Source organism: Azospirillum oryzae (assembly GCF_008364795.1).
Lineage (GTDB): Bacteria > Pseudomonadota > Alphaproteobacteria > Azospirillales > Azospirillaceae > Azospirillum > Azospirillum oryzae.
In genome coordinates this window covers 72,019-95,100 of sequence record NZ_VTTM01000015.1, presented here as the reverse complement: position 1 = coordinate 95,100, position 23,082 = coordinate 72,019, and the positions used below count along the sequence as shown (strand labels likewise).

General features: G+C 67.6%; 16 protein-coding genes and 5 tRNA genes. 13 read left to right on the top strand and 8 right to left on the bottom strand.

The annotated features are described in order from the left end of the window. The first annotated feature begins 106 nt into the window (after positions 1-106). From FZ938_RS27350 to FZ938_RS27315, 8 genes are all read left to right on the top strand, one after another. Positions 107-1,741: a phospholipase D-like domain-containing protein gene (locus FZ938_RS27350; RefSeq protein ID WP_211101176.1), complete on the top strand. Its 1,635-nt coding sequence runs from the start codon at positions 107-109 to the stop codon at positions 1,739-1,741. A gap of 74 nt (positions 1,742-1,815) precedes the next feature. Beyond that, a tRNA-Leu gene (locus FZ938_RS27345) sits at positions 1,816-1,902 on the top strand. A 38-nt stretch (positions 1,903-1,940) separates the two neighbouring features. Further along, a tRNA-Ala gene (locus FZ938_RS27340) sits at positions 1,941-2,016 on the top strand. A gap of 73 nt (positions 2,017-2,089) precedes the next feature. Next, positions 2,090-2,166 (top strand) — tRNA-Asp (locus FZ938_RS27335). Between the two features lie 4 nt (positions 2,167-2,170). After that, positions 2,171-2,245, top strand: a tRNA-Gly gene (locus FZ938_RS27330). Between the two features lie 29 nt (positions 2,246-2,274). Continuing rightward, positions 2,275-2,349: transfer RNA gene (locus FZ938_RS27325), tRNA-Val, on the top strand. 216 nt (positions 2,350-2,565) lie between these two features. Further along, entirely contained in the window at positions 2,566-4,158 is a 1,593-nt protein-coding gene (locus FZ938_RS27320) for a patatin-like phospholipase family protein (protein ID WP_149201418.1), read from the top strand. Next, complete coding sequence (locus FZ938_RS27315; RefSeq protein WP_149201417.1) at positions 4,155-4,532, top strand: hypothetical protein; 378 nt, start codon at positions 4,155-4,157, stop codon at positions 4,530-4,532. Before FZ938_RS27320 ends, FZ938_RS27315 begins: the two co-directional genes overlap by 4 nt. Before the next feature lie 83 nt (positions 4,533-4,615). Here FZ938_RS27315 and FZ938_RS27310 read toward each other — a convergent pair whose 3' ends face one another. The 4 genes from FZ938_RS27310 to FZ938_RS27295 all read right to left on the bottom strand — a co-directional run bounded on the left by FZ938_RS27310 (position 4,616) and on the right by FZ938_RS27295 (position 9,888). After that, positions 4,616-5,452, bottom strand: coding sequence for an aldo/keto reductase (locus FZ938_RS27310; RefSeq protein ID WP_149201416.1), 837 nt, complete (start codon positions 5,450-5,452; stop codon positions 4,616-4,618). 100 nt (positions 5,453-5,552) lie between these two features. After that, on the bottom strand, positions 5,553-7,217 hold the full coding sequence (locus FZ938_RS27305) for an ABC transporter ATP-binding protein (RefSeq protein ID WP_149201415.1): 1,665 nt from the start codon (positions 7,215-7,217) through the stop codon (positions 5,553-5,555). A 25-nt stretch (positions 7,218-7,242) separates the two neighbouring features. Further along, a complete protein-coding gene (locus tag FZ938_RS27300) occupies positions 7,243-8,322 on the bottom strand; it encodes an ABC transporter permease (protein ID WP_149201414.1) in 1,080 nt (359 codons plus the stop codon). Positions 8,323-8,484: 162 nt separating this feature from the next. Continuing rightward, positions 8,485-9,888: a CmpA/NrtA family ABC transporter substrate-binding protein gene (locus FZ938_RS27295; RefSeq protein ID WP_149201413.1), complete on the bottom strand. Its 1,404-nt coding sequence runs from the start codon at positions 9,886-9,888 to the stop codon at positions 8,485-8,487. Between the two features lie 809 nt (positions 9,889-10,697). Between FZ938_RS27295 and nirB the strand changes: the two genes are divergently transcribed. The 4 genes from nirB to cobA all read left to right on the top strand — a co-directional run bounded on the left by nirB (position 10,698) and on the right by cobA (position 17,260). Further along, the gene (gene nirB, locus FZ938_RS27290) at positions 10,698-13,205 is read left to right on the top strand and encodes a nitrite reductase large subunit NirB (RefSeq protein ID WP_149201480.1); all 2,508 of its coding nucleotides are present in this window, start codon (positions 10,698-10,700) and stop codon (positions 13,203-13,205) included. Positions 13,206-13,211: 6 nt separating this feature from the next. Next, entirely contained in the window at positions 13,212-13,619 is a 408-nt protein-coding gene (gene nirD, locus FZ938_RS27285) for a nitrite reductase small subunit NirD (RefSeq protein WP_149201412.1), read from the top strand. Continuing rightward, positions 13,612-16,305 carry a nitrate reductase gene (locus FZ938_RS27280; RefSeq protein ID WP_149201411.1) on the top strand — a complete coding sequence of 898 codons (2,694 nt, stop codon included), beginning with the start codon at positions 13,612-13,614 and terminating at the stop codon, positions 16,303-16,305. The genes nirD and FZ938_RS27280 overlap by 8 nt, the downstream gene beginning before the upstream one ends. A gap of 94 nt (positions 16,306-16,399) precedes the next feature. Then, entirely contained in the window at positions 16,400-17,260 is an 861-nt protein-coding gene (cobA, locus tag FZ938_RS27275; RefSeq protein ID WP_149201410.1) for a uroporphyrinogen-III C-methyltransferase, read from the top strand. Here the strand turns inward: cobA and FZ938_RS27270 are convergent. After that, positions 17,177-18,028 carry a C40 family peptidase gene (locus tag FZ938_RS27270; protein WP_246457993.1) on the bottom strand — a complete coding sequence of 284 codons (852 nt, stop codon included), beginning with the start codon at positions 18,026-18,028 and terminating at the stop codon, positions 17,177-17,179. The genes cobA and FZ938_RS27270 overlap by 84 nt on opposite strands. A 143-nt stretch (positions 18,029-18,171) precedes the next feature. Here FZ938_RS27270 and FZ938_RS27265 point away from each other — a divergent pair, with 143 nt between their 5' ends. Then, positions 18,172-19,251 (top strand): saccharopine dehydrogenase family protein, encoded by a 1,080-nt coding sequence (locus tag FZ938_RS27265; RefSeq protein ID WP_149201409.1) that lies wholly within the window; start codon positions 18,172-18,174, stop codon positions 19,249-19,251. Here FZ938_RS27265 and FZ938_RS27260 read toward each other — a convergent pair. The 3 genes from FZ938_RS27260 to FZ938_RS27250 all read right to left on the bottom strand — a co-directional run bounded on the left by FZ938_RS27260 (position 19,239) and on the right by FZ938_RS27250 (position 22,842). Further along, positions 19,239-20,303, bottom strand: a complete 1,065-nt coding sequence (locus FZ938_RS27260; protein WP_149201408.1) for a potassium channel family protein — start codon at positions 20,301-20,303, stop codon at positions 19,239-19,241. The two genes, FZ938_RS27265 and FZ938_RS27260, sit on opposite strands and share 13 nt — an antisense overlap. 73 nt (positions 20,304-20,376) lie before the next feature. Then, the gene (locus FZ938_RS27255) at positions 20,377-21,798 is read right to left on the bottom strand and encodes an alginate export family protein (RefSeq protein ID WP_149201407.1); all 1,422 of its coding nucleotides are present in this window, start codon (positions 21,796-21,798) and stop codon (positions 20,377-20,379) included. 177 nt (positions 21,799-21,975) lie between these two features. Continuing rightward, a complete protein-coding gene (locus FZ938_RS27250; RefSeq protein WP_174757427.1) occupies positions 21,976-22,842 on the bottom strand; it encodes a 3-hydroxybutyryl-CoA dehydrogenase in 867 nt (288 codons plus the stop codon). Positions 22,843-23,082: the final 240 nt, after the last annotated feature.

The following is a 23,082-nucleotide window of genomic DNA, read 5'->3' as shown; positions in this document are numbered from 1 at the left end:
AATCGGGGAACCGTCCGCCGGCTTGCGGGGTTCATCGAAGGGCATGGCAGCGGTTCCGCTGCCGGTCCCGCGATGCCGCTCCACAACGCCGGAAGGAAAGCTCGACATGGCAGCGATGCCGGACGCCGCCCGCCCAGACTCCACGTTTCAGGCTGGCCAGACTCCGGCCGGCCCGGTTCTGGTGCCCGGCCGGACCTGCTGGCGGATCGAAAAAGCGGATCGGGTGGCGGTCATCATCGACGCCGCCGCCTATTTCGCCCGGATCAAGGCCGCCATCCTCAATGCCCGCCACACCGTGATGCTGATCGGCTGGGATTTCGACACCCGGATCAAGCTGGAGCCCGATGACCCGATGCCGGGCGTGCCGAACGAGCTGGGCGATTTCCTGAGCTGGATCGTCCGGGTGCGGCCGGAACTGACCATCAATGTGCTGAAATGGGATCTGGCGATTCTGAAGATGCCGTTCCGCGGCGGGACTCCGCTGGTCCTGCTGGACTGGATGACCAGCCGGCGCCTGCGCTTCCGCCTGGATTCCGCCCATCCGCCGGGCGCCTGCCACCACCAGAAGATCGCCATCATCGACGATGCCCTGGCCTTCTGCGGCGGCATCGACATGACCACCGACCGCTGGGACACGCCCGACCACCGCGACGGCGACCCCCGCCGGGTGCGGCCGAGCGGCGAGCCATACGGCCCCTTCCATGACGTGACCACGGCGGTCGACGGGGAGGCCGCGCGGGCGTTGGGTGACCTGGCGCGCGAGCGCTGGCGACGCGCGACCGGGGAGACGCTGGTCCCGCCGCCGCCGGTCCCGGCATTCTGGCCCGACGATCTGGAACCCGACTTCCGCGACCTCCCGGTCGCCATCGCGCGGACAGATCCGATGGCTGACCATGAGGGAACGCAGAAGACGGGAAAGCGCGGCGTGCGCGAGATCGAAGCGCTGTATCTGGCCGCCATCGCCGCCGCGCGCGATTTCATCTACCTGGAAAGTCAGTATTTCGCCTCGCAGAAGATCGTTGGCGCCATCACCGCCCGGTTGTCGGAACCCGACGGGCCGGAGGTGGTGGTCATCAATCCCGAGCGCACGCCCGCCTGGGTCGAGGAGGAGGCGATGGGCAGTGCACGCTCGCTGCTGCTCCAGCGCCTGCGCGCGGCCGACACCCACCGCCGCTTCCGCATCCTGGTCCCGGTGACCGAGGGCGGAGAGGGCATCTATGTCCATGCCAAGGTGCTGGTGGTCGACGACCGGCTGCTGCGGGTGGGGTCGTCCAACATCAACAACCGGTCCCAGGGGCTGGACACCGAATGCGACCTCGCCATCGAGGTCCCGCAGGGCGAGCGGCCGGAGGTGTGCCGCGCCATCCGCTCCGTCCGCACCCGCCTGATGGCGGAGCATCTGGGCGTCGCCGTGGCCGAGGTGGAGCGGACGGAGGAGGAGACCGGATCGCTGACCGCCATGGTGGACCGGCTGATGCGCCCTACCGGCCGCTCGCTCCGCCCGTTGGAGCCGGAGCCGCTGAACGAGACGGAGCGCCGGCTGGTTGACGAGCGCCTGCTCGACCCCGACCGGCCGGAGCCGATGGCGGAGACGATCCTGCGCGGCGCGACGGTGTTCGGCGACGTGAACCGGGCGGCGTGGCGCATCGGCGCCGGGGTCGCGGCGGGCGTGGCGGTGGGGGTTGGACTGGCCCTTCTGGCCCGCCGGAACGGGCTTGGGAAAAATTTTCGCGGAGAGTGAATTCTCCGCTTGCGGGCGGCGGTCCATCCCGCTACATAGGCGCTCCCCGCGGCGCCCAACGCGGTGCGGGGAAAGCGCTTGTGGCGGAACTGGTAGACGCGCTAGGTTCAGGTCCTAGTGGCTGAAAGGCCGTGGGGGTTCGACTCCCTCCAAGCGCACCAACACCCAAAGTGTTGGTGAAGGGTAGCAGAAGTATAGTGGGGCCATAGCTCAGCTGGGAGAGCGCTACAATGGCATTGTAGAGGTCAGGAGTTCGATCCTCCTTGGCTCCACCACTTCTGAAGGTTTGGGTTTGGTTTATGTCTTGTCTGTCGGGGTGAAGCCTTGTATAAGGCGCCGCTCCTCAGCGCGGGTGTAGCTCAGTTGGTTAGAGCGCCGGCCTGTCACGCCGGAGGCCGCGGGTTCAAGTCCCGTCACTCGCGCCACTTTGCGGGCGTAGCTCAGGGGTAGAGCACAACCTTGCCAAGGTTGGGGTCGAGGGTTCGAATCCCTTCGCCCGCTCCATTACTGGAGCGACAGTTCTGGGTTCCCGTGGTCTCGTAGCTCAGCGGGAGAGCACTACGTTGACATCGTAGGGGTCACTGGTTCAATCCCAGTCGGGACCACCATTCTGAAGGCCGCCAACCGGAACGGGTTGGCGGCCTTCGCCATTTTGGACCCGCGTCTCGACCGGCATGGCGCCAGCAACCGGAAGACGATAGAGTCGTCGGCACCTCATCTTTTTTGCCTGGGCGGAAATTCGGAAACGCTGTACGAAGGTCGAAGCGTTGAGCCGATCGGAGCCGGCCTGTAGAGCGGGGAGAGCAGTGTTGGCGGCGAGGAAGATGCGGTCCAAGCGTGCCATTCTGGTTTTCGAGGGCGGTGGGGCGAAGGGGCTGGTGCATGTCGGCGCCTTGCATGCCATCGAAGAACTGGAACCGCACATACTGGGCGTGGCGGGCACGTCGGCCGGCGCCATCCTGGCGGCGCTCGTTGCCGCCGGCTATCGTGCGGAGGAGCTGTTCGCGCTGGATGGCTCCCATACGATCCTGCAGGATCTGCATCTCGGCCGCGCCACCGAACTCTTCGGCGACGCCTGGAGCATAATCCGCGGATTCCGCTGGTGCCTGGACCATTGGAAACTGCTGCTCGGCGGGCTGGGGAGTTTTTTCGTGCTGTTTTTTGCCTGGGTGGGGTGGCATCTGGATCGGGAGACCTGGGGACTTACGTCGATGTTCGGCGTGCCGCTGTTCATGCTGGCGGTGATGGCGGTCGCGGTCCTCGTTTTTCGTTGGCTATGCGCCGGGCTGTGCTCAACCGACACCTTCACCATCAACATGGATCGTGCGTTACGCCGGAAGATCCGCGGCGTCGGGGCCGAAGGCCGGGTCTGTTTCAAGGATCTGCCTCGACCGCTGAAGATCGTCGCCACCAACCTGGAGAGCGGCGACCTGACGCTGTTTTCGCAGGAGCACACGCCGCAGGTGGCGGTCGCCGATGCGGTTGCCGCGTCCATCGCCATCCCGGTCATCTTCAGTCCCAAGACCATTGCCGGCGTCCCCTATTACGATGGCGGTCTGGTCAGCAACCTGCCGGCCTGGACGTTCGACGAGGAGCGCGCTCTCGATCCCGACGCTCATACCATCGCGATTGAAATCGTCGAGAACGAGCGCCGGAAAGACGGCGGGCCGACGGCCTTGCTGACGCCTTTCCACAATCTTGCCGCCGCGACGCGGGCCGCCCTCTTCGGGGCCGGAATCCTGAACAAGAGGGCGGCGGCCGGCCTGTACGTCCTGCCGATCAGGACCGATGTCAGGGTCCTGGATTTCGATCTGGGGGCGGATCAGGCGGCAAAGGTGGTTGGCGCGGCTTATCAGTGGGCGTCGGCCAACGTCATCTATGAACTGGACACACGGCCCAGTCTGCTACAGAGCGCATGCCAGGACGTGCATGAGATTGTCGTCGATCTGCTCAAAGCGGGCGGTCATGGCAATGCGGGCGAGGTTCGGGTGTGTCTTGCCATGGCCGAACCCGGCACCCATCGCAGCCTTCGGTATCTTCATGGTCATAACCGTTCCGGCTATCCCGACGAGACCTTGACCGTTCCAATCGACGGCTCTCTGGCGGGGCATGTCTTCTGCACCGGGAAACCGACCTTCGATGCCGCGCCTTTCACTTATCGGCTGGCAGGAGGCGCCAATCGCCGCCTCCGCCTTCAGCTGTGGAGGGGAATGACATGGCAGTTTTCCATCCCCATATATTCGTCGGTAGACGACGGGCATGCGCGGCCCGCCATGGTGCTGCTTCTGGACGGAAACGGCAATGCGGCCTACGTTAGAGACGTGCTGAACGACGATTTTGCCAGTTTCGCCTCCAGCATGCTGTCGCATGTTATCGGCTTGGCCGACAGCGAGAGACCTCATGGAGAGAGACAATGAAGTTCTCCAAAGCCATACGGAACAAACCCTTCGGTAAGGCGGATCCGCTTGAGCAGAAGATTCATGCTCATTCGGACTACACAGTGATCAAGACGGAAGCCGCTGTAAGGCTTGCAAAAGCGGCGCTTCATGGTGGACTCGCTGTCGGCTTGCCCGAAAACGGCGGGGTCAAGTTGGAGAAGATCGACTATACGGGCGGTGCGGCGGGATTTGCGGGGGTAAGCCCGAAAAAGGTATCGGGCGACGTGATGAAACAGCTCTTCCAGAGTAAATTTAAAAACACCGTGAACGAGGCCAAGCAGATCGGGGAAAAACGACGCGAACAGCTTGCCTCGATCACCGATTCCCAGATGGTCACCCTCAAGCTGCGGTGACGTCCGGATCGTGCCTTGGCGGAGAGTGCCGGACGGTCGCGAATTGATAGTCGCGAAGTCTGGCACCCTCCCGGCGGCTTCTCTCAAATCATCGCCAACGGCTGCTTGCGCTTCGGCGGCGGGAAGGCCTTGTCGATCTCCGCGATGTCCTCCCCGGTCAGAGTCAACTTCACGGCTTCGGCGTTCTGGAGGGCGTGGGCGGTGGTTCCCGCCTTGGGAATCGCGATCACCCCCTGCTGCCGCAAGGCCCAGGCAATCGCCACCTGCGCCGGGGTGGCGTCGTGGCGTTTCGCCACCGCCAGCAGCGCGGGGGAGCGTAGCAGGCGGCCGCCCTGGCCGATGGGGGAATAGGCCATCAGCGGCATGCGCGCGGTGTGCTGGAAGGGCAGAAGATCGTATTCGATGCCGCGGTGTTCGGGGTTGTAGAGCACCTGATTGGCGGCGCAGCCGTGCAGGTCGGTGATCTCCGCCAGTTCCTCCAGGTCGTCCACGTCGAAGTTGGAGACGCCCCAGCGGGCGATCTTGCCGGCCTCAATCAGCTGTTCGAAAGCCTCTACCGTCTCCTCCAGCGGCACGCCGCCGCGCCAGTGCAGCAGATAAAGGTCGATGCGGTCGATCCCCAGCCGCTTCAGGCTGCGCTCGCAGGCCTTGACCGTGCCGATGCGCGACGCGTTGCTGGGCAGGACCTTGGTGACGATGAACAGGCCGTCGCGGCGGCCAGCGATGGCCACGCCGACCAGTTCCTCCGACGCGCCGTCGCCATACATCTCGGCGGTGTCGATCAGGGTCATGCCGCGGTCGATGCCCGCCTGCAGCGCGGCGATCTCGGCGGCGCGGTCGCCGCTCCCCTCCGCCATCATCCAGGTGCCCTGGCCGAGAGCCGGGACCTCGGTGCCGTCCGGCAGGGTCACGCGCTTCATCTTGGTCTCCCTCGTCCGTCATGCCGAAAGACAACAAGCTGGTCCCGCGGGGCCAGCTTGTCGATGGGTCTTCGGTGGGCTTTCCGGGGAGTGAAAGCGGTCACGCCGCCTTTTTCGGCACCCCGGCATGGCCGCCTTCCAGGAAGTTCAGCAGCTCTTCCCGGTAGTCGTAATAGCGCGGGTGCTCCAGCAGGGCCTGACGGGTGCGCGGGTGGGGGATGTCCACCTTCAGGATGTGGCCGATCTTCGCATTCGGGCCGTTGGTCATCATCACCACCCGGTCGGCCAGCAGCAGCGCCTCGTCCACGTCGTGGGTGACGCAGACCGCCGTCACCTTGGTGCGCGCCCACACCTCCATCAGCACCTCCTGCAACTCCCAGCGGGTCAGGCTGTCGAGCATGCCGAAGGGCTCGTCGAGCAGCAGCAGCTTGGGCGACAGGGCGAAGGCGCGGGCAATGCCGACGCGCTGCTTCATGCCGTTGGACAGCTCCGACGCCTTGCGGTCCATGCTGTCGCCCAGGCCGACGCGGGCGAGGTAGTAGCGGGCGATGTCGGCGCGCTCGCCCTTGCCGGCATGGGGGAAGACGCGGTCGACGCCCAGCATGACGTTCTCGTAGGCGGTCAGCCAGGGGAACAGGCTGGGGGCCTGGAACACCACGGCGCGGTCGGGGCCGGCGCCGTCCACCTCCTTGCCGTCCAGGATGATGCCGCCGCTGGTGATGTCGGCGAGGCCCGCCACCATCGACAGCACGGTGGATTTGCCGCAGCCGGAATGGCCGATCAGCGAGACGAACTCGCCCTTGCGCATCTTCAGATCGAAGCCGTCCACCACGGTCAATGGACCCTTCGGCGTGGCGAAGGTCTTGGTCAGGCGGGTGAATTCGAGATAGCGGTCCTCCATCCCGCGCCCGCCCATCGCCTCGATGTAGGCCTTGGGCGGGGGCGAGGCGGTGATCGGCTTCACGTCCGGCAGGACAAGCCCGTCGTCGCCGCCGGTGCCGCGGGCGACGCCGACCTCCATCAGATAGGCGGTGACCTCGGCGCGCAGGCGCTTGAAGTCCTCGTCATGGTTGACGGCGGTGCGGTCGCGCGGGCGGGCCAGGTCGACGGTGAAAGCGGGGCCGAGCGTGGCGTTCGGGCCGGGGGTCAGTGGGATGATGCGGTCGGCCAACAGGATCGCCTCGTCCACATCGTTGGTGATGAGGATGACGGTCTTGCGGTCCTTGCGCCAGATCGCCTCGATCTCGTCCTGCAGCTTGGCGCGGGTCAGGGCGTCGAGCGCCGACAGCGGCTCGTCCAGCAGCAGCATCTCCGGGCTCATTGCGAGCGCGCGGGCGAAGCCGACGCGCTGGCGCATGCCGCCCGACAGCTCCTTCGGCCGGCGGTCGGTGGCGTGGCCGAGGCCGACCGTCTCCACCGCCCGGCGGGTCAGGACGCCGCGCTCGGCGCCGCCCTTGGCCTTGTGGACGGCGTCGACCGCCAAGGCGACATTCTCCTTCACGCTGAGCCAGGGCATCAGCGAATAGGACTGGAAGACAAGACCGCGTTCCGGGCCGGGGCCAGTGACCGCCTTGCCGCGATAGAGCACCTCGCCGGCGTCCGGCATCGCCAGACCGGCGATCAGGTTGATGAGCGTCGACTTGCCGGAGCCGGAGAAGCCGACGATGGCGACGAACTCGCCCTCTTCGATCGACAGGTCGATGTTGTGGAGCACGGTCGTGCCGCCGTAGGACTTCGACACACCCTTCAGGTCCAGGATCGCCATGGTCGTCGTCTCCTCTGGTGAAGGGTCAGCGGGCGGGGCTGTGGCTGACGGCGGACTGGAGCGCCAGCATCACGCGGTCGAGCAGGAAGCCGATCAGGCCGATGGTGAAGACGGCGACCATGATCTTGGCGAGCGAGTTGGAGGAGCCGTTCTGGAACTCGTCCCAGACGAACTTGCCGAGGCCGGGGTTCTGGGCCAGCATCTCCGCCGCGATCAGCACCATCCAGCCCACGCCCAGCGACAGGCGCAGGCCGGTGAAGATGTAGGGCAGGGCCGACGGCAGCACGAGGCGGCGCACCATGGTGAAGCCGGACAGCTGCAGCACCTTGCCGACATTCATCAGGTCACGGTCGATGGAGGACACGCCGACCGCCGTGTTAATGAGGGTCGGCCACAGCGAGCACAGCGTGACGGTGATGGCGGAGGTCAGGAAGGACTTCTCGAACAGCGGGTCGCTGCCCGACACGGTGGCGCTGACCACCATGGTGACCAGCGGCAGCCAGGCCAGCGGCGACACCGGCTTGAAAATCTGGATCAGCGGGTTGATCGCGGCGTTGACGGTCGGCGACAGGCCGCTCGCCACCCCCAACGGCACCGCGACCAGGGCACCGAGCAGGAAGCCGGTGAAGACCGTCTTCAGGCTGGTGAGGATCTGGTCGAGGTAGGTCGGCTTGCCGGCATAGGGGCGGGTCTTCACCTCCGCCTTCGGGTCCTTCGCCAGGATCTCGGCATTGCGCTTGGCCTGCCGCTCGTAGAAGGCGGCTTCCTTGGCGCGTTCGGCCTTGTGGTCGGCGTAGAGGTTCGTCGCCTGCTCCCACACCTGGGCCGGGCCGGGGATGGCGCCCAGGCTGGTCTGCACCTGCGGGGCGGCCCAGCCCCATGCGGCGAGGAACAGCAGGATGGCGGTCAGCGGGATGCCCATCTGGCGCCACAGCTCTACGCCCTGCTGGCGCGGGTTCTCGCCGGCGGCAAGCCGCAGCAGCGGCGCCAGCCAGCCCAGCCCGACGGTGGTCAGGACGGCGGCGATGCGGTTGAGGGTATGGGCGCGGCGCGCCTTGCGCTGGGCGCGGGCGAGGTCGGCGGAGGTGTCGGTCAGGCTGGTCATGGCGGGGTGTCCCTTCGGCAGGATCCCTTCTCCCCCCTGGGGAGAAGGTTAGGATGAGGGGGTTCGGCGCAGCCGAAGAGATCCTCGAAGCGGATCCCCCTCACCCCGACCCTCTCCCCGGGGGGGAGAGGGGGATTTGGCTGGTGGAAGTGCTGTGGGCGCTCAGCCCCCCACCACCTGACCGCCTTCGACCTTCTGGTCGCCCTTCAGGCCGATGGGCTGCTTGGCGAGGTAGTCGTTGGGCTTGTGGCCGTCGTACGGGATGCCGTCGATGAAGCCGTTGTCGACCGGCTTGTAACCGTCGCTCTTCCAGGGGAAGTCGGCCTCCTTCGCCTTGCCTTCCTCGACCAGCAGCTTGGCGGCCTGCAGGTAGATGTCCGGCTTGTAGACGTTGCGCGCGGTCTGGTCGTACCAGCTGTCGGGCTTGGCCTCGGCGATCTGGCCCCAGCGGCGCATCTGGGTCAGGTACCAGACAGCGTCGGAATAGAAGGGGTAGGTCGCGTTGTAGCGGAAGAAGACGTTGAAATCGGGAACGTCGCGCTTGTCGCCCTTCTCATACTCGAAGGTGCCGGTCATCGAGTTAGCGATGACCTTGGCGTCGGCGCCGACATATTCGGACTTGGCCAGGATCTTCACCGCTTCGGCGCGGTTGGCGTTGTTGTTCTCGTCCAGCCATTGGGCGGCGCGGATCAGCGCCTTGACGACGGCCAGATGGGTCTTGGGGTTCTTCTTCGCCCACTCGTCGGTGACGCCGAAGACCTTCTCGGGGTTGTTCTTCCAGATCTCGGTGTCGGTGATGACCGGCACGCCGATGCCCTTGACCACCGCCTGCTGGTTCCACGGCTCGCCGACGCTGTAGCCGTAGATGGTGCCGGCTTCCAGCGTCGCCGGCATCTGCGGCGGCGGGGTGACGGAGAGCAGCGCGTCGGCGCCGATCTGGCCCGACACGTCGGTCGGGCTGTAGAAGCCGGGGTTGATCCCGCCCGACGCCAGCCAGTAGCGCAGCTCGTAATTGTGGGTCGAGACCGGGAAGACCATGCCCATGTTGAAGGGCTTGCCCTCCGCCTTATACTGGGCGATCACCGGCTTCAGCGCGTCCGCCTTGATCGGGTGGACCGGCTTGCCGTCCGCGCCCTTCGGCACGTTGGCCTTCATCTTCTGCCAGACATCGTTCGACAGCGTGATGCCGTTGCCGTTCAGGTCCATGGAGAAGGCGGTGACGATGTGCGCCTTGGTGCCGAAGCCGATGGTGGCGCCCAACGGCTGGCCGGCCAGCATGTGGGCGCCGTCCAGCTCGCCGGAGATCACGCGGTCGAGCAGGACCTTCCAGTTCGCCTGCGGCTCCAGCGTGACGGAAAGGCCCTCATCTTCGAAGAAGCCCTTCTCGACGGCGATGGCCAGCGGCGCCATGTCGGTCAGCTTGATGAAGCCGAGCTTCAGCTGTTCCTTTTCCACGTCGAGCGGGGCGGCATGGGCAGAGACGCCTGCGGTCAGGGCGACGACCGCAGCGGCGGATGCGAGAAGGTGGCGGAGGGTGCGGGAGACGGTGTGGGAGGTTTGGGCCACGTCGGTTGCTCCATCTCTGAAATCCGGGCCAGCGGCCGGGTGGGGCGACACCGGTCTCGAACCTTGGCGATTTTCTGGGCAAGTCCCGGACTGGCTGTTTTTCGGGCAGATGGCTCTTGCGCGCCTTGGCCGTCGAAAGCGTCCAGCGGGATCGACCGGAAAAGCGTGTCGATACCGGGGTCGGCAACACTGCCGGGGCTGGCCCATCATTGGACGCTTGGGATGCACGCACCGTCGTTGGCGCGTCTCTGGCCTCCCTCTTCGCAAGCCTCATGCCAAAGGATGGGTTTTGCCGGAAATCGGGCCACGGAGGTTGATTTTGCTAGCTATGACCCGGCGGAAGGTATGAAGCCCCCAACGTGGCCACGGCGCCGCCTGCTGATTTTTGCGGCGCACACAAGCCTGTATGGTCATCCTTTGTGCAGTACCTAAGGATGATCTAAAAATAGGCACCTAGGTCTTGGGCGCGGATCCGGGCAGGACCCCGCGGATTCCCTGGAGTTTTCACGGGCCGGTCTGCCGGCGCGGCGACTGGCACGCGGATTGCGAGGGGGTTGGCGAGACAACAGCGGGCGCCAGCAACGTCGCCAGTGCCCGCGACACCCGCCGAAGCCCTCGCGACGACGCGCGGATTTGGCTCTGGTTCGACGACGAACCGCCCGGACAACGGCGTCCGAACAGGTCTGCACCCGCCTTCGCGATCCACTCGCGGGGAAGGGAGACGGCCCGTTCGGACGCCTTTCTTTTTGGCCCCGTGCCTGACTTTGCGGCAGGCCGGACACGATTGACGAGGCAGACGCGCCATGGACATGCATCTCTCATCGAACAACGGGCCCGTCGTTGAACTTAACGAGGCCAACCTGCTGAACGCCGGCCCGGCCAAGGAGCGGCTGGTGGTCGTCGGCAACGGCATGGCCGGCATGAAGACGGTGGAAGAGCTGCTGGCCAAGGCGCCGGGCCGCTTTGATGTCACCGTCTTCGGGGCCGAGCCGCACCCGAACTACAACCGCATCATGCTGTCGCCGGTGCTGGCGGGGGAGAAGACCTTCGACCAGATCGTGCTGAACAGCCGCGAGTGGTATGACGCCAACGGCATCACGCTCCTGACCGGCGAACCGGTGGAGGGCATCGACCGCGAGGCCAAGACCGTCCTGTCGCAGTCCGGCCGCGTCGTTCCCTATGACAAGCTGCTGATCGCCACCGGATCGATGCCCTTCATCATTCCGGTGCCGGGCTCCACCCTGCCGGGCGTCATCGGCTTCCGCGATCTGGCCGATGTCGACGCCATGCTGGCGGCGGCGGCGAAGGGCGGGCGGGCCGTGGTGATCGGCGGCGGGCTGCTGGGGCTGGAGGCCGCCAACGGGCTGCGGGTCAAGGGGATGGAGGTCACCGTCGTCCACCTGATGCCGACGCTGATGGAGCGCCAGCTCGACCAGTCCGCCGGCATGCTGCTGCAACGCGAGCTTGAGCGCCGCGGCATCGAAGTGCTGACCGGCGCCGACACGGCGGAAATCGTCGGCGACGAGTGGGTCAGCGCGGTGCGGCTGAAGGATGGGCGCGAGCTGCCGGCCGACATCGTCGTCATGGCGGTGGGCATCCGCCCGAACATGGCGCTGGGCAAGGCGGCCGGGCTGGAGTGCGGACGCGGCATCCGGGTGGACGACCAGATGCGCACCAGCGACCCGTCGATCTACGCGGTCGGCGAATGCGTCGAGCATCGCGGCGTCACCTGGGGCCTCGTCGCCCCGCTGTTCGAAATGGCGAAGGTGCTGGCCCACGACCTCGCGGGCGGGGAGGGTGCCGCCTACACCGGCTCCGTCACCTCGACCAAGCTGAAGGTCACCGGCGTCGACGTGTTCTCCGCCGGCGATTTCTCGGGCGGGGAGGGGACGGAGGACATCGTGTTCCGCGATGCGGCGCGCGGCGTCTACAAGCGGCTGGTGCTGAAGGACGGCAAGCTGCTGGGCGCGGTGCTGTATGGCGACACCAAGGACGGCGCCTGGTACTTCTCGCTGCTTAAGGACGGCGCCGACGTGTCGGCCGAGCGCGACACCATGATCTTCGGGCAGGGCTTCGGCGGTGCCGATGCCGGCGATCCGAACGCCGCCATCGCCGCGCTGCCCGACTCTGCCGAAATCTGCGGCTGCAACGGCGTGTGCAAGGGCACCATCGTCAAGGCGATCACCGAGAAGGGACTGACCAGCCTGGACGAGGTGAAGGCGCACACCAAGGCGTCGGCCTCCTGCGGCGGCTGCTCCGGCACGGTGGAACGGCTGCTGGCGGTGACGCTGGGCGACGGCTTCACGGCGGCGCCCAAGGTCAAGCCGATGTGCAAATGCACCCACCACACCCATGACGCGGTGCGCGCGGCCATCGTGGACCGCGGGCTGAAGACCATGGCCGAGGTGTTCCAGGCAATGGAATGGACGACGCCCGACGGCTGCGCGTCGTGCCGGCCGGCGCTGAACTATTACCTGCTGTGCGCTTGGCCGGGCGAGTACCGGGACGACTACCAGTCGCGCTACATCAACGAGCGCGCCCACGCCAACATCCAGAAGGACGGCACCTATTCCGTCGTGCCGCGCATGTGGGGCGGGCTGACCAATGCCGCCGAGCTGCGCGCCATCGCCGACGTGGTGGACAAGTTCGCCATCCCCACCGTGAAGGTCACCGGCGGCCAGCGCATCGACCTGTTCGGCGTTAAAAAGGAGGATCTGCCGGCAGTGTGGGCAGACCTGAACGCCGCCGGGATGGTGTCGGGCCATGCCTATGCCAAGGGGCTGCGCACGGTGAAGACCTGCGTCGGCTCGGAATGGTGCCGCTTCGGCACGCAGGACTCGACCGGGCTGGGCGTGAAGCTGGAGCGGATGACCTGGGGCACCTGGACCCCGCACAAGGTCAAGCTGGCGGTCTCCGGTTGCCCGCGCAACTGCGCCGAGGCGACCATCAAGGACCTGGGCGTGGTGTGCATCGACAGCGGGTACGAGCTGCATGTCGGCGGCAACGGCGGCCTGCATGTCCGGGCCTGCGACCTGCTGGTCCGCGTCGCGACGGAGGAGGAGGTGCTGGAATACACCGGCGCCTTCATGCAGCTGTACCGCGAGGAGGCCCGTTATCTGGAGCGCACCGCGCCGTGGGTGGAGCGGGTCGGGCTGGACCACATCAAGGCGGCGCTGGTCGATGATCCGGAGCGGCGTCGGGCGTTGAACGCGCGCTTCCTGTTCTCGCAGACCTTCTCGCAGGACGACCCGTGGGCAGAGCGCGCCGCCAAGGGCGTCGACCGTCACGAATTCAATCTGCTCGCCGAAGTGGGGTAACGGATCATGGACAGCATCATCATGGAAAACGCCGCCCCCGAAACCGCCATCTCGGAAACCGTCTGGACCCAGGTCGGCAGCGTCGACGACATCCCGGTGCTGGGGTCGCGCGTCGTCCGCACGCCCGGCGGCGACATCGCCCTGTTCCGCACGGCTGCCGACGAGGTCTTCGCGCTGGAGGATGCCTGCCCGCACAAGCAGGGGCCGCTGTCCCAGGGCATCGTCCATGGCCGCCGCGTCACCTGTCCGCTGCACAATTGGGTGATCGAGCTGGCGACCGGCGAGGCCGTCGCCCCCGACGAGGGCCGCACCGGCCATGTCCCGGTTCGGGTCGAGGGGCGCAGCGTCGCCATCGCGCTCGGCGAGGCCAAGCTGTCGCGCGGCGGCTGCCGCAAGGCTTGCGGCCATGTTTGACGGAGCGGAGCCGTCCTCCGGGCCGAAACGGGAGGTGAAGACCACCTGTCCCTATTGCGGGGTCGGGTGTGGGGTGATCGCGCGGGTGGCGGCGGACGGAGTGGATGGCGGCGCCGTGACCGTACGCGGCGATGCCGACCATCCGGCGAACCGGGGACGGCTCTGCTCCAAGGGATCGGCGCTGGCCGACACGCTGGTGCCGGATGGGCGCTTGCTCCATCCCGAGATCGGGAACCGGCGCGTGTCGTGGGACGAGGCGCTGGACGAAGTGGCCCGGCGCTTTTCCGACACCATCGCCAGGCATGGGCCGGACTCGGTCGCCTTCTACGTCTCCGGCCAGCTGCTGACCGAGGATTACTACGTCGCCAACAAGCTGATGAAGGGCTTCATCGGATCGGCGAACATCGACACCAACTCGCGCCTCTGCATGGCCTCGTCGGTGGTCGGGCACAAACGGGGCTTGGGTGCCGACGCGGTGCCGGGGACCTACGAGGATTTCGAGTCCGCCGATCTGGTGGTGCTGGTGGGGTCGAACCTCGCCTGGTGCCATCCGGTGCTGAACCAGCGTCTGCTGGCGGCGCGGGCCGAGCGCGGCACGCGCATCGTCGTGGTCGATCCGCGGCGGACCGACTGCGTCGATGCCGCCGACCGCCATCTGGCGCTGACGGCCGGCACCGACGCGGTGCTGTTCAACGGGCTGTTGGCCTGGCTCGACAGCCGCGGCCACCGCGACGGCGGGTTTGTAGACACCCATGCCGAAGGGGTGGAGGAGGCGCTGGCCGCTGCCCGCGCCGATGCGCCGGATGTGGCGACGGTGGCCCGCCGCTGTGGGTTGGAGGAGGCGGAGGTCGCCGCCTTCTATGCCGAGTTCGCGGCGACGGACCGGGTGGTGACGGTCTATTCGCAAGGCGTCAACCAGTCGTCCCAGGGCAGCGACACCGTCAACACCATCCTGAACGTGCATTTCCTGACCGGCCGCATCGGCCGGCCGGGCTGCGGTCCCTTCTCCGTCACCGGGCAGCCGAACGCCATGGGCGGGCGCGAGGTCGGCGGGCTGGCGAACCAGCTGGCGGCGCATATGGGCTTCACGGCGGAAGAGGTGGACCGGGTCGGCCGCTTCTGGACCGCGCCGCGGATGGCGGACAAGCCGGGGCTGAAGGCGGTCGACCTGTTCCGCGCCATCGAAGCCGGCACGGTCAAGGCGGTGTGGATCATGGCGACCAACCCCGCCGTCAGCATGCCCGACGCCGGCCGGGTCCGCCGTGCGCTGGCGAAATGCGAGACGGTGGTGATTTCCGACTGCATCCGCGACACCGACACCGGCCGCTTCGCCCATATCCGCCTGCCGGCCAAGGGCTGGAGCGAGAAGGACGGCACCGTCACCAACTCCGACCGCACCATTTCGCGCCAGCGCGCCTTCAAGGATGGGGAAGGGGAGGCGCGGGCGGACTGGTGGATCGTGACGCAGGTCGCGCGGCGGATGGGCTTCGCCGGGGCCTTTCCGTATGAGAGCGCCGCCGCGGTGTTCCGCGAGCATGCGGCGCTGTCGGATTTCGAGAATGGCGGGACGCGGGCCTTCGACATCGGGGCCTTGAGCGGGCTGGACGATGCCGGTTACGACGCACTGGCGCCCTTCCCCTGGCCTTGGCGTGCGGGGAGCGAGCCGCAGACGCGGCTGTTCGGCGATGGCCGCTTCTTCACCACGGATGGGCGCGCCCGGATGCTGCCGATCACGGCGAAGCCGCTGCCGCGCACCGTGCCGGATGGGGCGCTGCTGCTGAACACCGGGCGGTTGCGCGACCAGTGGCACACGATGACGCGAACCGGCCTGTCGGCGCGCCTGTCGGCGCACGCGCCGGAGCCTCGGCTGGACATCCACCCGGCGGATGCGGCGGCGCGGGGATTGATGGATGGTGGGCTGGCCCGCATCGCCACGGCGGCGGGGGAGGCGCTGGCGCGGGTCCGAGTCACCGATGCCCAAAGCGAAGGCACCATCTTCCTGCCTATGCACTGGACCGAACGCTTCACCGGCGCCTGCGTCATCGGCCGGCTGATCGACGACGAGGCGGTGGACCCGGTCTCCGGCCAGCCGGACCTGAAGCGGATGCCGGCGACGGTCGAACCCTGGCGGCCGCACTGGACCGCCTTCCTGCTGACCCGCCGGCCGGTGGAGCCGGCCCATGGCGGCTATTGGGCGCGGCGTGCTGTGACCGGCGGGCATCTGGTGGAGATGGCGGGGATCGGGGCGACTCCCGACCTTGCGGCGTGGCTGCCAGGCCTCGACCCGGCGGAGGCGGTGGTGGAGTTCCGCGACCATGCGCGCGGCGGCCTGCGGATGGCCTGGATGGCTGGCGACCGGCTGGACGCCTGCCTGTTCGTTGCCGCCGACGGGCGCCTGCCGCCGCGCGGCTGGCTGGCCGGTCTGCTGGAGGCCGACGGGCTGGACGACGGCGCGCGGGCCGGTCTGCTCGCCGGGCGGGCGCCGGGCGCGCAGGCCGATGAAGGGCGGATCGTCTGCGCCTGCTTCAGCGTCGGGATCAACCGGCTGGCCGGTGCCATCCGCGACCGGCGGCTGACCAGCGTGGCGGAGATCGGTGCGGCGTTGAAGGCCGGCACGAATTGTGGTTCCTGCGTGCCAGAACTCAAGGAGGTGCTTCGTCATGCTCATCAGCGCGAAGTGGCGTGATGGCCAGACCCTCCCTCCCCCCCCTGGGGAGAGGGCCGGGGTGAGGGGGATGCGTGGCGGAGCCTCTTGGGATTGGCTGCGCGTTCCATTCTCGTTGTTCGCTCGTCTTTCCGAAAAGTTTTCCCCCTCACCCCAACCCTCTCCCCGGGGGGGAGAGGGCGATAATGGCGGGGGAGGCACCGTCACCCTCGTCGGCGCCGGCCCAGGCGACCCCGACCTGCTCACCGTCGCCGCGGTCAAGGCACTCGCCGCCGCCGAGATCGTGCTCTACGACGCGCTGGTCGGCGACGGCATCCTCGACCTCGCTCATCCGAAGGCCGAGCGCATCTGCGTCGGCAAGCGGTCCGGCCGGCATTCGCTGCCGCAGGGGGAGATCAACGCGCTGATCGCCTTCCATGCCCGGCGCGGCAAGCGGGTGGTGCGGCTGAAGGGCGGCGACCCGATGGTGTTCGGACGCGCCGGCGAGGAGATCGAGCATCTCGACAGCCTCGGCATTCCGGTTCGCGTCATCCCTGGCATCACCGCGGCGCTGGGTTGCGCCGCCTCGACCGGGCTGTCGCTGACCAAGCGCGGGGTGTCGCGCGCCGTCACCTTCGTCACCGCCCATGGCCGCGACGGCGAGCGGTTCGAGCCCGACTGGGCACGGTTGGCCGATCCGCAGGGCACGCTGGCGATCTATATGGGGCGCGAGCAGGCCCGCGCCGTCGGGCAAGGGCTGACCGGGGCCGGGCTGCCCGCGACCACACCGGTCCTGGCGGTGGAGAACGGCTGCCGCCCCGACGAGCAGCGCTACTGGACGACGCTCGGCGAGATGGCGGAGCAGGGGGTGGCCGCCGGCAAGGGGCCGACCCTGCTGCTGGTGGGAGAGGCGCTACGCCCGCGTAATGCTGGGACGGCGGACGCCGTTGATCTCCGCGCGTTTGGCGACCTCGGCGAGCGGCTCGATCACGACTGACATGGTGAAGACGGTGGCGTGCAGCAGGTTCGTCCCGTCCACCATCAGCCCGACATGGCCGGGGAAGAAGACGATGTCGCCGCGCCGGTACTCCACGTCGCGGCCATCGTCGGAGAGCCACGTTCCCAGCCGCTCGTCCTTGCGCTGCATGCCGCTGCTGTGGTGGGAGACGATGCCCGCCGCCGCCATGGCGGTCAGCACCAGCCCGGAACAGTCGATGCCGAAGCTGCTGCGCCCGCCCCAGACATAGGGCGTCTCCAAAAAGCGCAGGGCGGTGGCGATGTGGTCGGTCGCGGGCGCGGCGTCCAGCGGCTCCAGCCAGCCTGCGAACAGCCAAAGCCCGTCGTCGGTGCCGACCCAGCCATTCCCGGCCCGGCCGTCCAGCGTCACCAGCGACCCGAAGCTGAGCGTCGCCACCGGCGGCGCCCGGTGCGTCGGTCCGGGGTGCAGGTCGGCGCGCAAGGCCCGCACGCGGTGGGTGGGGGCCACCGGCTCCCGATGCGTGGTGCCCGGCGGCAGCCAGCCGACATGGCCGTCGAAGGCGTTCTCCGCCCGCAGCCAGCCGTCACGCTCCTCCAGAATGCGGAAGCGCTCGCCACGGATCATCTCACTGGTCTGGGGAGCGCCGTTCTGCGACTCCTCCAGCAGGACGGCGTGCGGGGCGGTCAGTTGGCGGATGGTCATGGGTGCGGGCCGGGCTTCGTGAAAACCGGCTGCGACCTTAGCGCCGCTGCCGGTGCCGCGCGAGGGATAAAGCGCGTCCGTCATTTCAACGGCAACTCCGTCATTTCGCCGGAAATCTCCGGCGTGACCGGCGCATTGCCCGGTTCTGCCCGGCTGCATCCGCCGACACCTTTTGTGTGCGAGCCAAATCGCCAACACAGATGGCTGAAACAGAGGAGCGGGAGACAATGGCAACGATGAAGGTTCTGGTTCTGGGTGCCGGCAAGATCGGGTCGATGATCGGCACGCTGCTGTCCGAAACCGACGATTTCGCCGTCACCATCGGCGACCGGGACGAGGCGCTGCTGTACCGCGCCGAACGGGCCGGACTGCGGGTGATGCGCGTCGATGTGGAGGATCCGCAGTCGCTGCGCGCCGCCATGGCCGGCCAGCATGCGGTCTTGAGCGCCTGCCCCTTCACCCTGACCCCGGCGATCGCCACCGCCGCCGTCGCGGCCGGCGCCCATTACCTGGACCTGACCGAGGATGTCGCCGCCACCCGCAAGGTGAAGTCGCTGGCGGAAACCGCCAACACCGCGCTGATCCCGCAATGCGGTCTGGCGCCGGGCTTCATCTCCATCGTCGGCCATGACCTCGCCCGCCGCTTCGACCAACTGCACAACCTGCATCTCCGGGTCGGCGCCCTGCCGCAGTACCCGACCAACGCCCTGAAGTACAATCTGACCTGGAGCACCGACGGGCTCATCAACGAATACTGCAACCCGTGCGAGGCCATCATCGACGGCCGTCCGCACGAGGTGATGCCGCTGGAGGGCGACGAGCGCTTCGCGCTGGACGGGGTCGATTACGAGGCCTTCAACACCTCGGGCGGCCTGGGCTCGCTGTGCGAGACGCTGGCGGGCAAGGTGCGGAACCTCGATTACAAGACCGTTCGCTATCCGGGCCACCGCGACATCGTCCGCCTGCTGATCCGCGACCTGCGGCTGGGCGAGCGGCGCCACCTGCTGAAGGACGTGCTGGAGACCGCGGTGCCGCTGACCCTGCAGGACGTGGTTCTGGTGCTGGCGACCGCCACCGGCGTGCAGGAAGGCGAATTGCGGCAGGAGACCTTCGCCACCAAGATCTACAGCAAGTCCATCGCCGGCCGCACCTGGAGCGCCATCCAGGTCACCACCGCCGCCGGCATCTGCGCCGTGCTGGATCTGCTGCGCGAGGGCTCCATCCCGCAGGCGGGATTCATCCGGCAGGAACAGGTGCCGTTGGACGCCTTCCTGAACAACCGCTTCGGGCGGCACTACAAGGGCTGACCCCTGTCGCCCGGCGGGCTGATGATGAGCAGCGTGTCCTGGGGCTGGATGATGTAGCGGTTGCGTTCGGTGAAGGGGATGTCGCGGCCGTGGCTGTGGACCTGCACCACCATGCCGGCGGTGACCTCCGCCATGGTCAGGCCGACCTCGTCCGGTTCCGCCCGCCGCTCGGTCAGCACCATCTGCCCGCCGGTCGACATCAGGTCGCACAGGAAGGGGGTGGCGTGCCGCGTCTCCACCGCGTCGGCCATCAGGTAGCCGCCGATCTTCGGCGGCGAAACCACCAGATCGGCGCCACTGAGGTCGGCGAGCTTGATGTTTTCCTCCTGCTTGATGCTGGCGACGATCTTGGTGGCGGCGGACAGGTGGCGCACGGTCAGGACCACCAGGATGGTGGTGTCGTCGCGCCCGGTGCTGACGATCACCGCCTTGGCCCGGCCGACGCAGGCCTTGGTCAGTGTGTCCTCGCTGGTGGCGTCGCCGAGCAGGCCGATGAAGCCGCATTCGGCCGCCAGCTGGATGCGGTCCTCCGATTCGTCGATGACGACGATGTGGTCGGCCGGATGGCCCTTCCCGACCGTTTCCTGCGCCGCGATGAACCCGCTGTGCCCGAAGCCGCACAGCACGATGTGCCCTTGCAACTGCTTCTGAATGCGGCTCAATCGGAATTCCTCCACGATCCTCTGCACCACCAGTTCATAGGCGGTGCCGAGAAAGATGAACCAGATGAAGATGCGGATCGGCGTAACCGCGAAGGCGTCGATCAGGCGGGCGGTGTGGCTGACCGGCACGATGTCGCCATAGCCGACGGTGGTCACCGTGATCATGGCGAAATAGAGGATGTCGGGAAAGCTGATGTGGCCGTCGATCTGGTCCTTCAGCCCGTCGCGGTCGAACCAGAACACCGCGATGACCAGCGCGATCAGCAGGATGACGATCCCGATGCGCACCAGCAGCGTCTTTTCCGGCGACAGGCCGGAGCGGACATGCAACAGCCGCCCCTTCTTCAGGGACGGCTTGCCTCGTCTTCTGTCCTGGATTTGCCGCTCCACCGCGTCCTGTTTCCGCTGTTCGCCCGATAGTCTGAACGCGCGAGACCGCGATCCGGGCGCGGCGCCTCCGTCTTTAAAATTTGAAGACCGCTTCCATGCCGGCGAAGTGGATCGTCTTGGCCGGGCCGCTGTCCTTCAGGAAGGGACCGGGACGGAACAGCGAATACGAGATCAGCCCCTCGAAGGAACGGCCGGAGCTGTAGGACAGCACCAGTTCGCCCTGGGTGCCGACATAGCGTGCCCGGGATGCGGCGCCGGAGCGCAGCAGCCCGCCGGTCAGGTCGTAAACCCCATCGTCCAGGCTCTCCCGCCAATAGGCGATGGCGGAGGCGGACAGGCTGAACTCGTCGGACAGCGCCAAATCCAGCGACGGGTGCAGGTTCATCAGGTTGTAGGGACCGATCGGCGTCAGTTCGCCGAAATATTTTGCGCGCGGGAACAGCGGGTTGAAGGTCTCCAGCCGGTCGTCGCGGGAATTGCCGTCGCCGCTGGCGATGTTGGCCTTCAGGCTGAGGCGCGGCTGCAGGGGCAGGTCCGTGAAGCGATAGCCGCTGTCGGTGGCGAGCGACCAGGCACGGATGGACCCGCCCCCAGAGGAATTATTGGCGAAGCGGCCGAACTGGCCCATCGCCTCCCAGCTCCAATCCCAGCCGGCGGCCTTGCCGAAGCTGCGCAGGCCGATGGTGTGACGCAGTTCGCGCCCGGTCCCGGAGTCGAAGCCGGCGCGGCGGTTGCGGTAGCCGATGTAGTAGGCATCGATGCCGGCGCTGTCGGTCCACCCCAGGTCGAGCGGCCGCGTGGCGTAGAGCGCCCAGGCGGTGCGCTTGGCGTCGCGGCCATCGTCGAACAGCTCCGGCGTCGGCTGGACCGGCCGGCCGTAGAAGGCGTCGACCCGCCAGGGGCCGGCGCTGACGATCCCCTTCACCGCGTCGAAGGCGCGCGGGACGTTGGCGCCGTAGCGGATGGAGATCAGCCGTTCCGAGCCATAGGCCAGCATCTGGCGGCCGACGCGCAGCGTGCCCTGGGCATCGCCCAGCGGAGCGTTCAAATCGGCGAAACCCTGCATCAGGTCGATGCGGTCGGCGTCGGGCGGGGCGAGCGGGTCCAGCTTGCCCGCCGTGCCGGCCATGATGAGCTGGCCGAACAGGCGGAGGCTCCGGCCGACGCGCAGGTCGGCGTAGGGCAGGGCGCGCCACAAGCCATAGGCATCGCTGCGCGGCTCGTCCTGGCCCCAACTGCTGTTGCGGATCGCCTCGCCGCGCAGGCGAAGCTCCAGGCCGGTGGAGAGCGAGCCGGTGCCGTCGCCGGTGACCGGGATGGCCTTGAACCGCTCCCAGAAGGCGCCGGAGCGGGCCTGGGGCGAGAGCAGGTAGCGGTAATCCTCGTCGAAGCGGGTGTTGGTCAACGGCGGCGGTGGATTTGTCGATTGGGCCGCATGGGCCGGACCGATCCACAGCAGAAGGGCGACCGCCGCCGCGCGAAGGCGGGCCGGCATGGGGCATCTCCGTAAGGGCGCTGGACTGCACCGATCCTAGGGAGATGACGTGCCGGGTGATTGCTCCATCGGAACCGCTTTTGACGGTTCTGCGCACCGCTTCGACGCGCCGGCGGCACTGCCGGCGCTTGGAAGGGGCCTGGAGAGGGGGGCTGGGCCGCCCCCCTCCCCCAACGCTCACTTGCTGTAGTCGTAGAAGCCGCGGCCGGTCTTGCGGCCGAGGAAGCCGGCGTCGACCATCTCCTTCAGCAGCGGGGCCGGGCGGTACTTCGGGTCGTTGAAGCCTTCATAGAAGACCTCCATCACCGACAGCATGGTGTCCAGGCCGATCAGGTCGGCGAGCGCGAGCGGGCCGATCGGGTGGTTGCAGCCAGCCTTCATGCCGGCGTCGATGTCCTCGGCCGTGGCGATGCCTTCCTGCAGCGCGAAGATCGCCTCGTTGATCATCGGGCAGAGGATGCGGTTGACGGCGAAGCCGGGGCTGTTCTTCGCGGTGATCGGCGACTTGCCGACGCGCTTGGCGAAGGCCATCGCCTTGGCGTGGGTGTCGTCGCTGGTCTGGATGCCGCGGATGATCTCCAAGAGCGCCATCAGCGGCACCGGGTTGAAGAAGTGCAGGCCGATGAAGCGGTCCGGACGGTCGGTGGCCGTCGCCAGCTTGGTGATGGAGATCGACGAGGTGTTGGTGGCGACCAGCGCCTCCGGCTTCAGGGTCGCGCAGAGATCCTTCAGGATCTTGACCTTCAGATCCTCGTTCTCGGTCGCGGCCTCGATCACCAGATCGCAGGACGCCAGCTTCGACTTGTCGGTGGTGGCGGTGATGCGCGCCAGGGCCGCTTCGCGGTCGGCGGCGGTCATCTTCTCCTTCTTGACCAGACGGTCGAGGCTGCCGGCGACGGTCGACAGGCCGCGCTGCACCGCTTCCTCGGAGATGTCGGTCATCACCACCGTCAGGCCGGCGACGGCGCAGACCTGGGCGATGCCGTTGCCCATCTGTCCGGCGCCGATGACGCCGATGGTCTCGATTCCCATGCTCTCGGCCATGTTTCTTGTCCCTATCGATTGGCTGGTTACAGTTAATCGGTGCGTTGGTTCGCAGGTGCAGCAAGTTCTACACGCTTTTCCGTTGCGCTGCGATGACTTGTCGTATGCGGCAAGGGGGGCTCCCGCCCGGCGCGGCGACCTGCCGCAGCGCCGCCATCGGCGGAAATCTGCCGACCGTGCGGGAAGGAACGGCGGATTTCCGCCGAAAAGGCCGATGGTGGGAAAGGCCGGGTCCAGGCT

Coding starts and splice junctions, on each gene's coding strand:
- FZ938_RS27305 (WP_149201415.1), bottom strand. CDS start 7,217: ATGGCGATCCTGGACCTGAAGGGTGTGTCGAAGTCCTACGGCGGCACG.
- nirB (WP_149201480.1), top strand. CDS start 10,698: ATGCATCTCTCATCGAACAACGGGCCCGTCGTTGAACTTAACGAGGCC.
- FZ938_RS27255 (WP_149201407.1), bottom strand. CDS start 21,798: ATGCCGGCCCGCCTTCGCGCGGCGGCGGTCGCCCTTCTGCTGTGGATC.
- FZ938_RS27265 (WP_149201409.1), top strand. CDS start 18,172: ATGGCAACGATGAAGGTTCTGGTTCTGGGTGCCGGCAAGATCGGGTCG.
- FZ938_RS27270 (WP_246457993.1), bottom strand. CDS start 18,028: ATGACGGACGCGCTTTATCCCTCGCGCGGCACCGGCAGCGGCGCTAAG.
- FZ938_RS27300 (WP_149201414.1), bottom strand. CDS start 8,322: ATGACCAGCCTGACCGACACCTCCGCCGACCTCGCCCGCGCCCAGCGC.
- FZ938_RS27310 (WP_149201416.1), bottom strand. CDS start 5,452: ATGAAGCGCGTGACCCTGCCGGACGGCACCGAGGTCCCGGCTCTCGGC.
- nirD (WP_149201412.1), top strand. CDS start 13,212: ATGGACAGCATCATCATGGAAAACGCCGCCCCCGAAACCGCCATCTCG.
- FZ938_RS27250 (WP_174757427.1), bottom strand. CDS start 22,842: ATGGCCGAGAGCATGGGAATCGAGACCATCGGCGTCATCGGCGCCGGA.
- FZ938_RS27315 (WP_149201417.1), top strand. CDS start 4,155: ATGAAGTTCTCCAAAGCCATACGGAACAAACCCTTCGGTAAGGCGGAT.
- FZ938_RS27320 (WP_149201418.1), top strand. CDS start 2,566: ATGCGGTCCAAGCGTGCCATTCTGGTTTTCGAGGGCGGTGGGGCGAAG.
- FZ938_RS27280 (WP_149201411.1), top strand. CDS start 13,612: ATGTTTGACGGAGCGGAGCCGTCCTCCGGGCCGAAACGGGAGGTGAAG.
- FZ938_RS27350 (WP_211101176.1), top strand. CDS start 107: ATGGCAGCGATGCCGGACGCCGCCCGCCCAGACTCCACGTTTCAGGCT.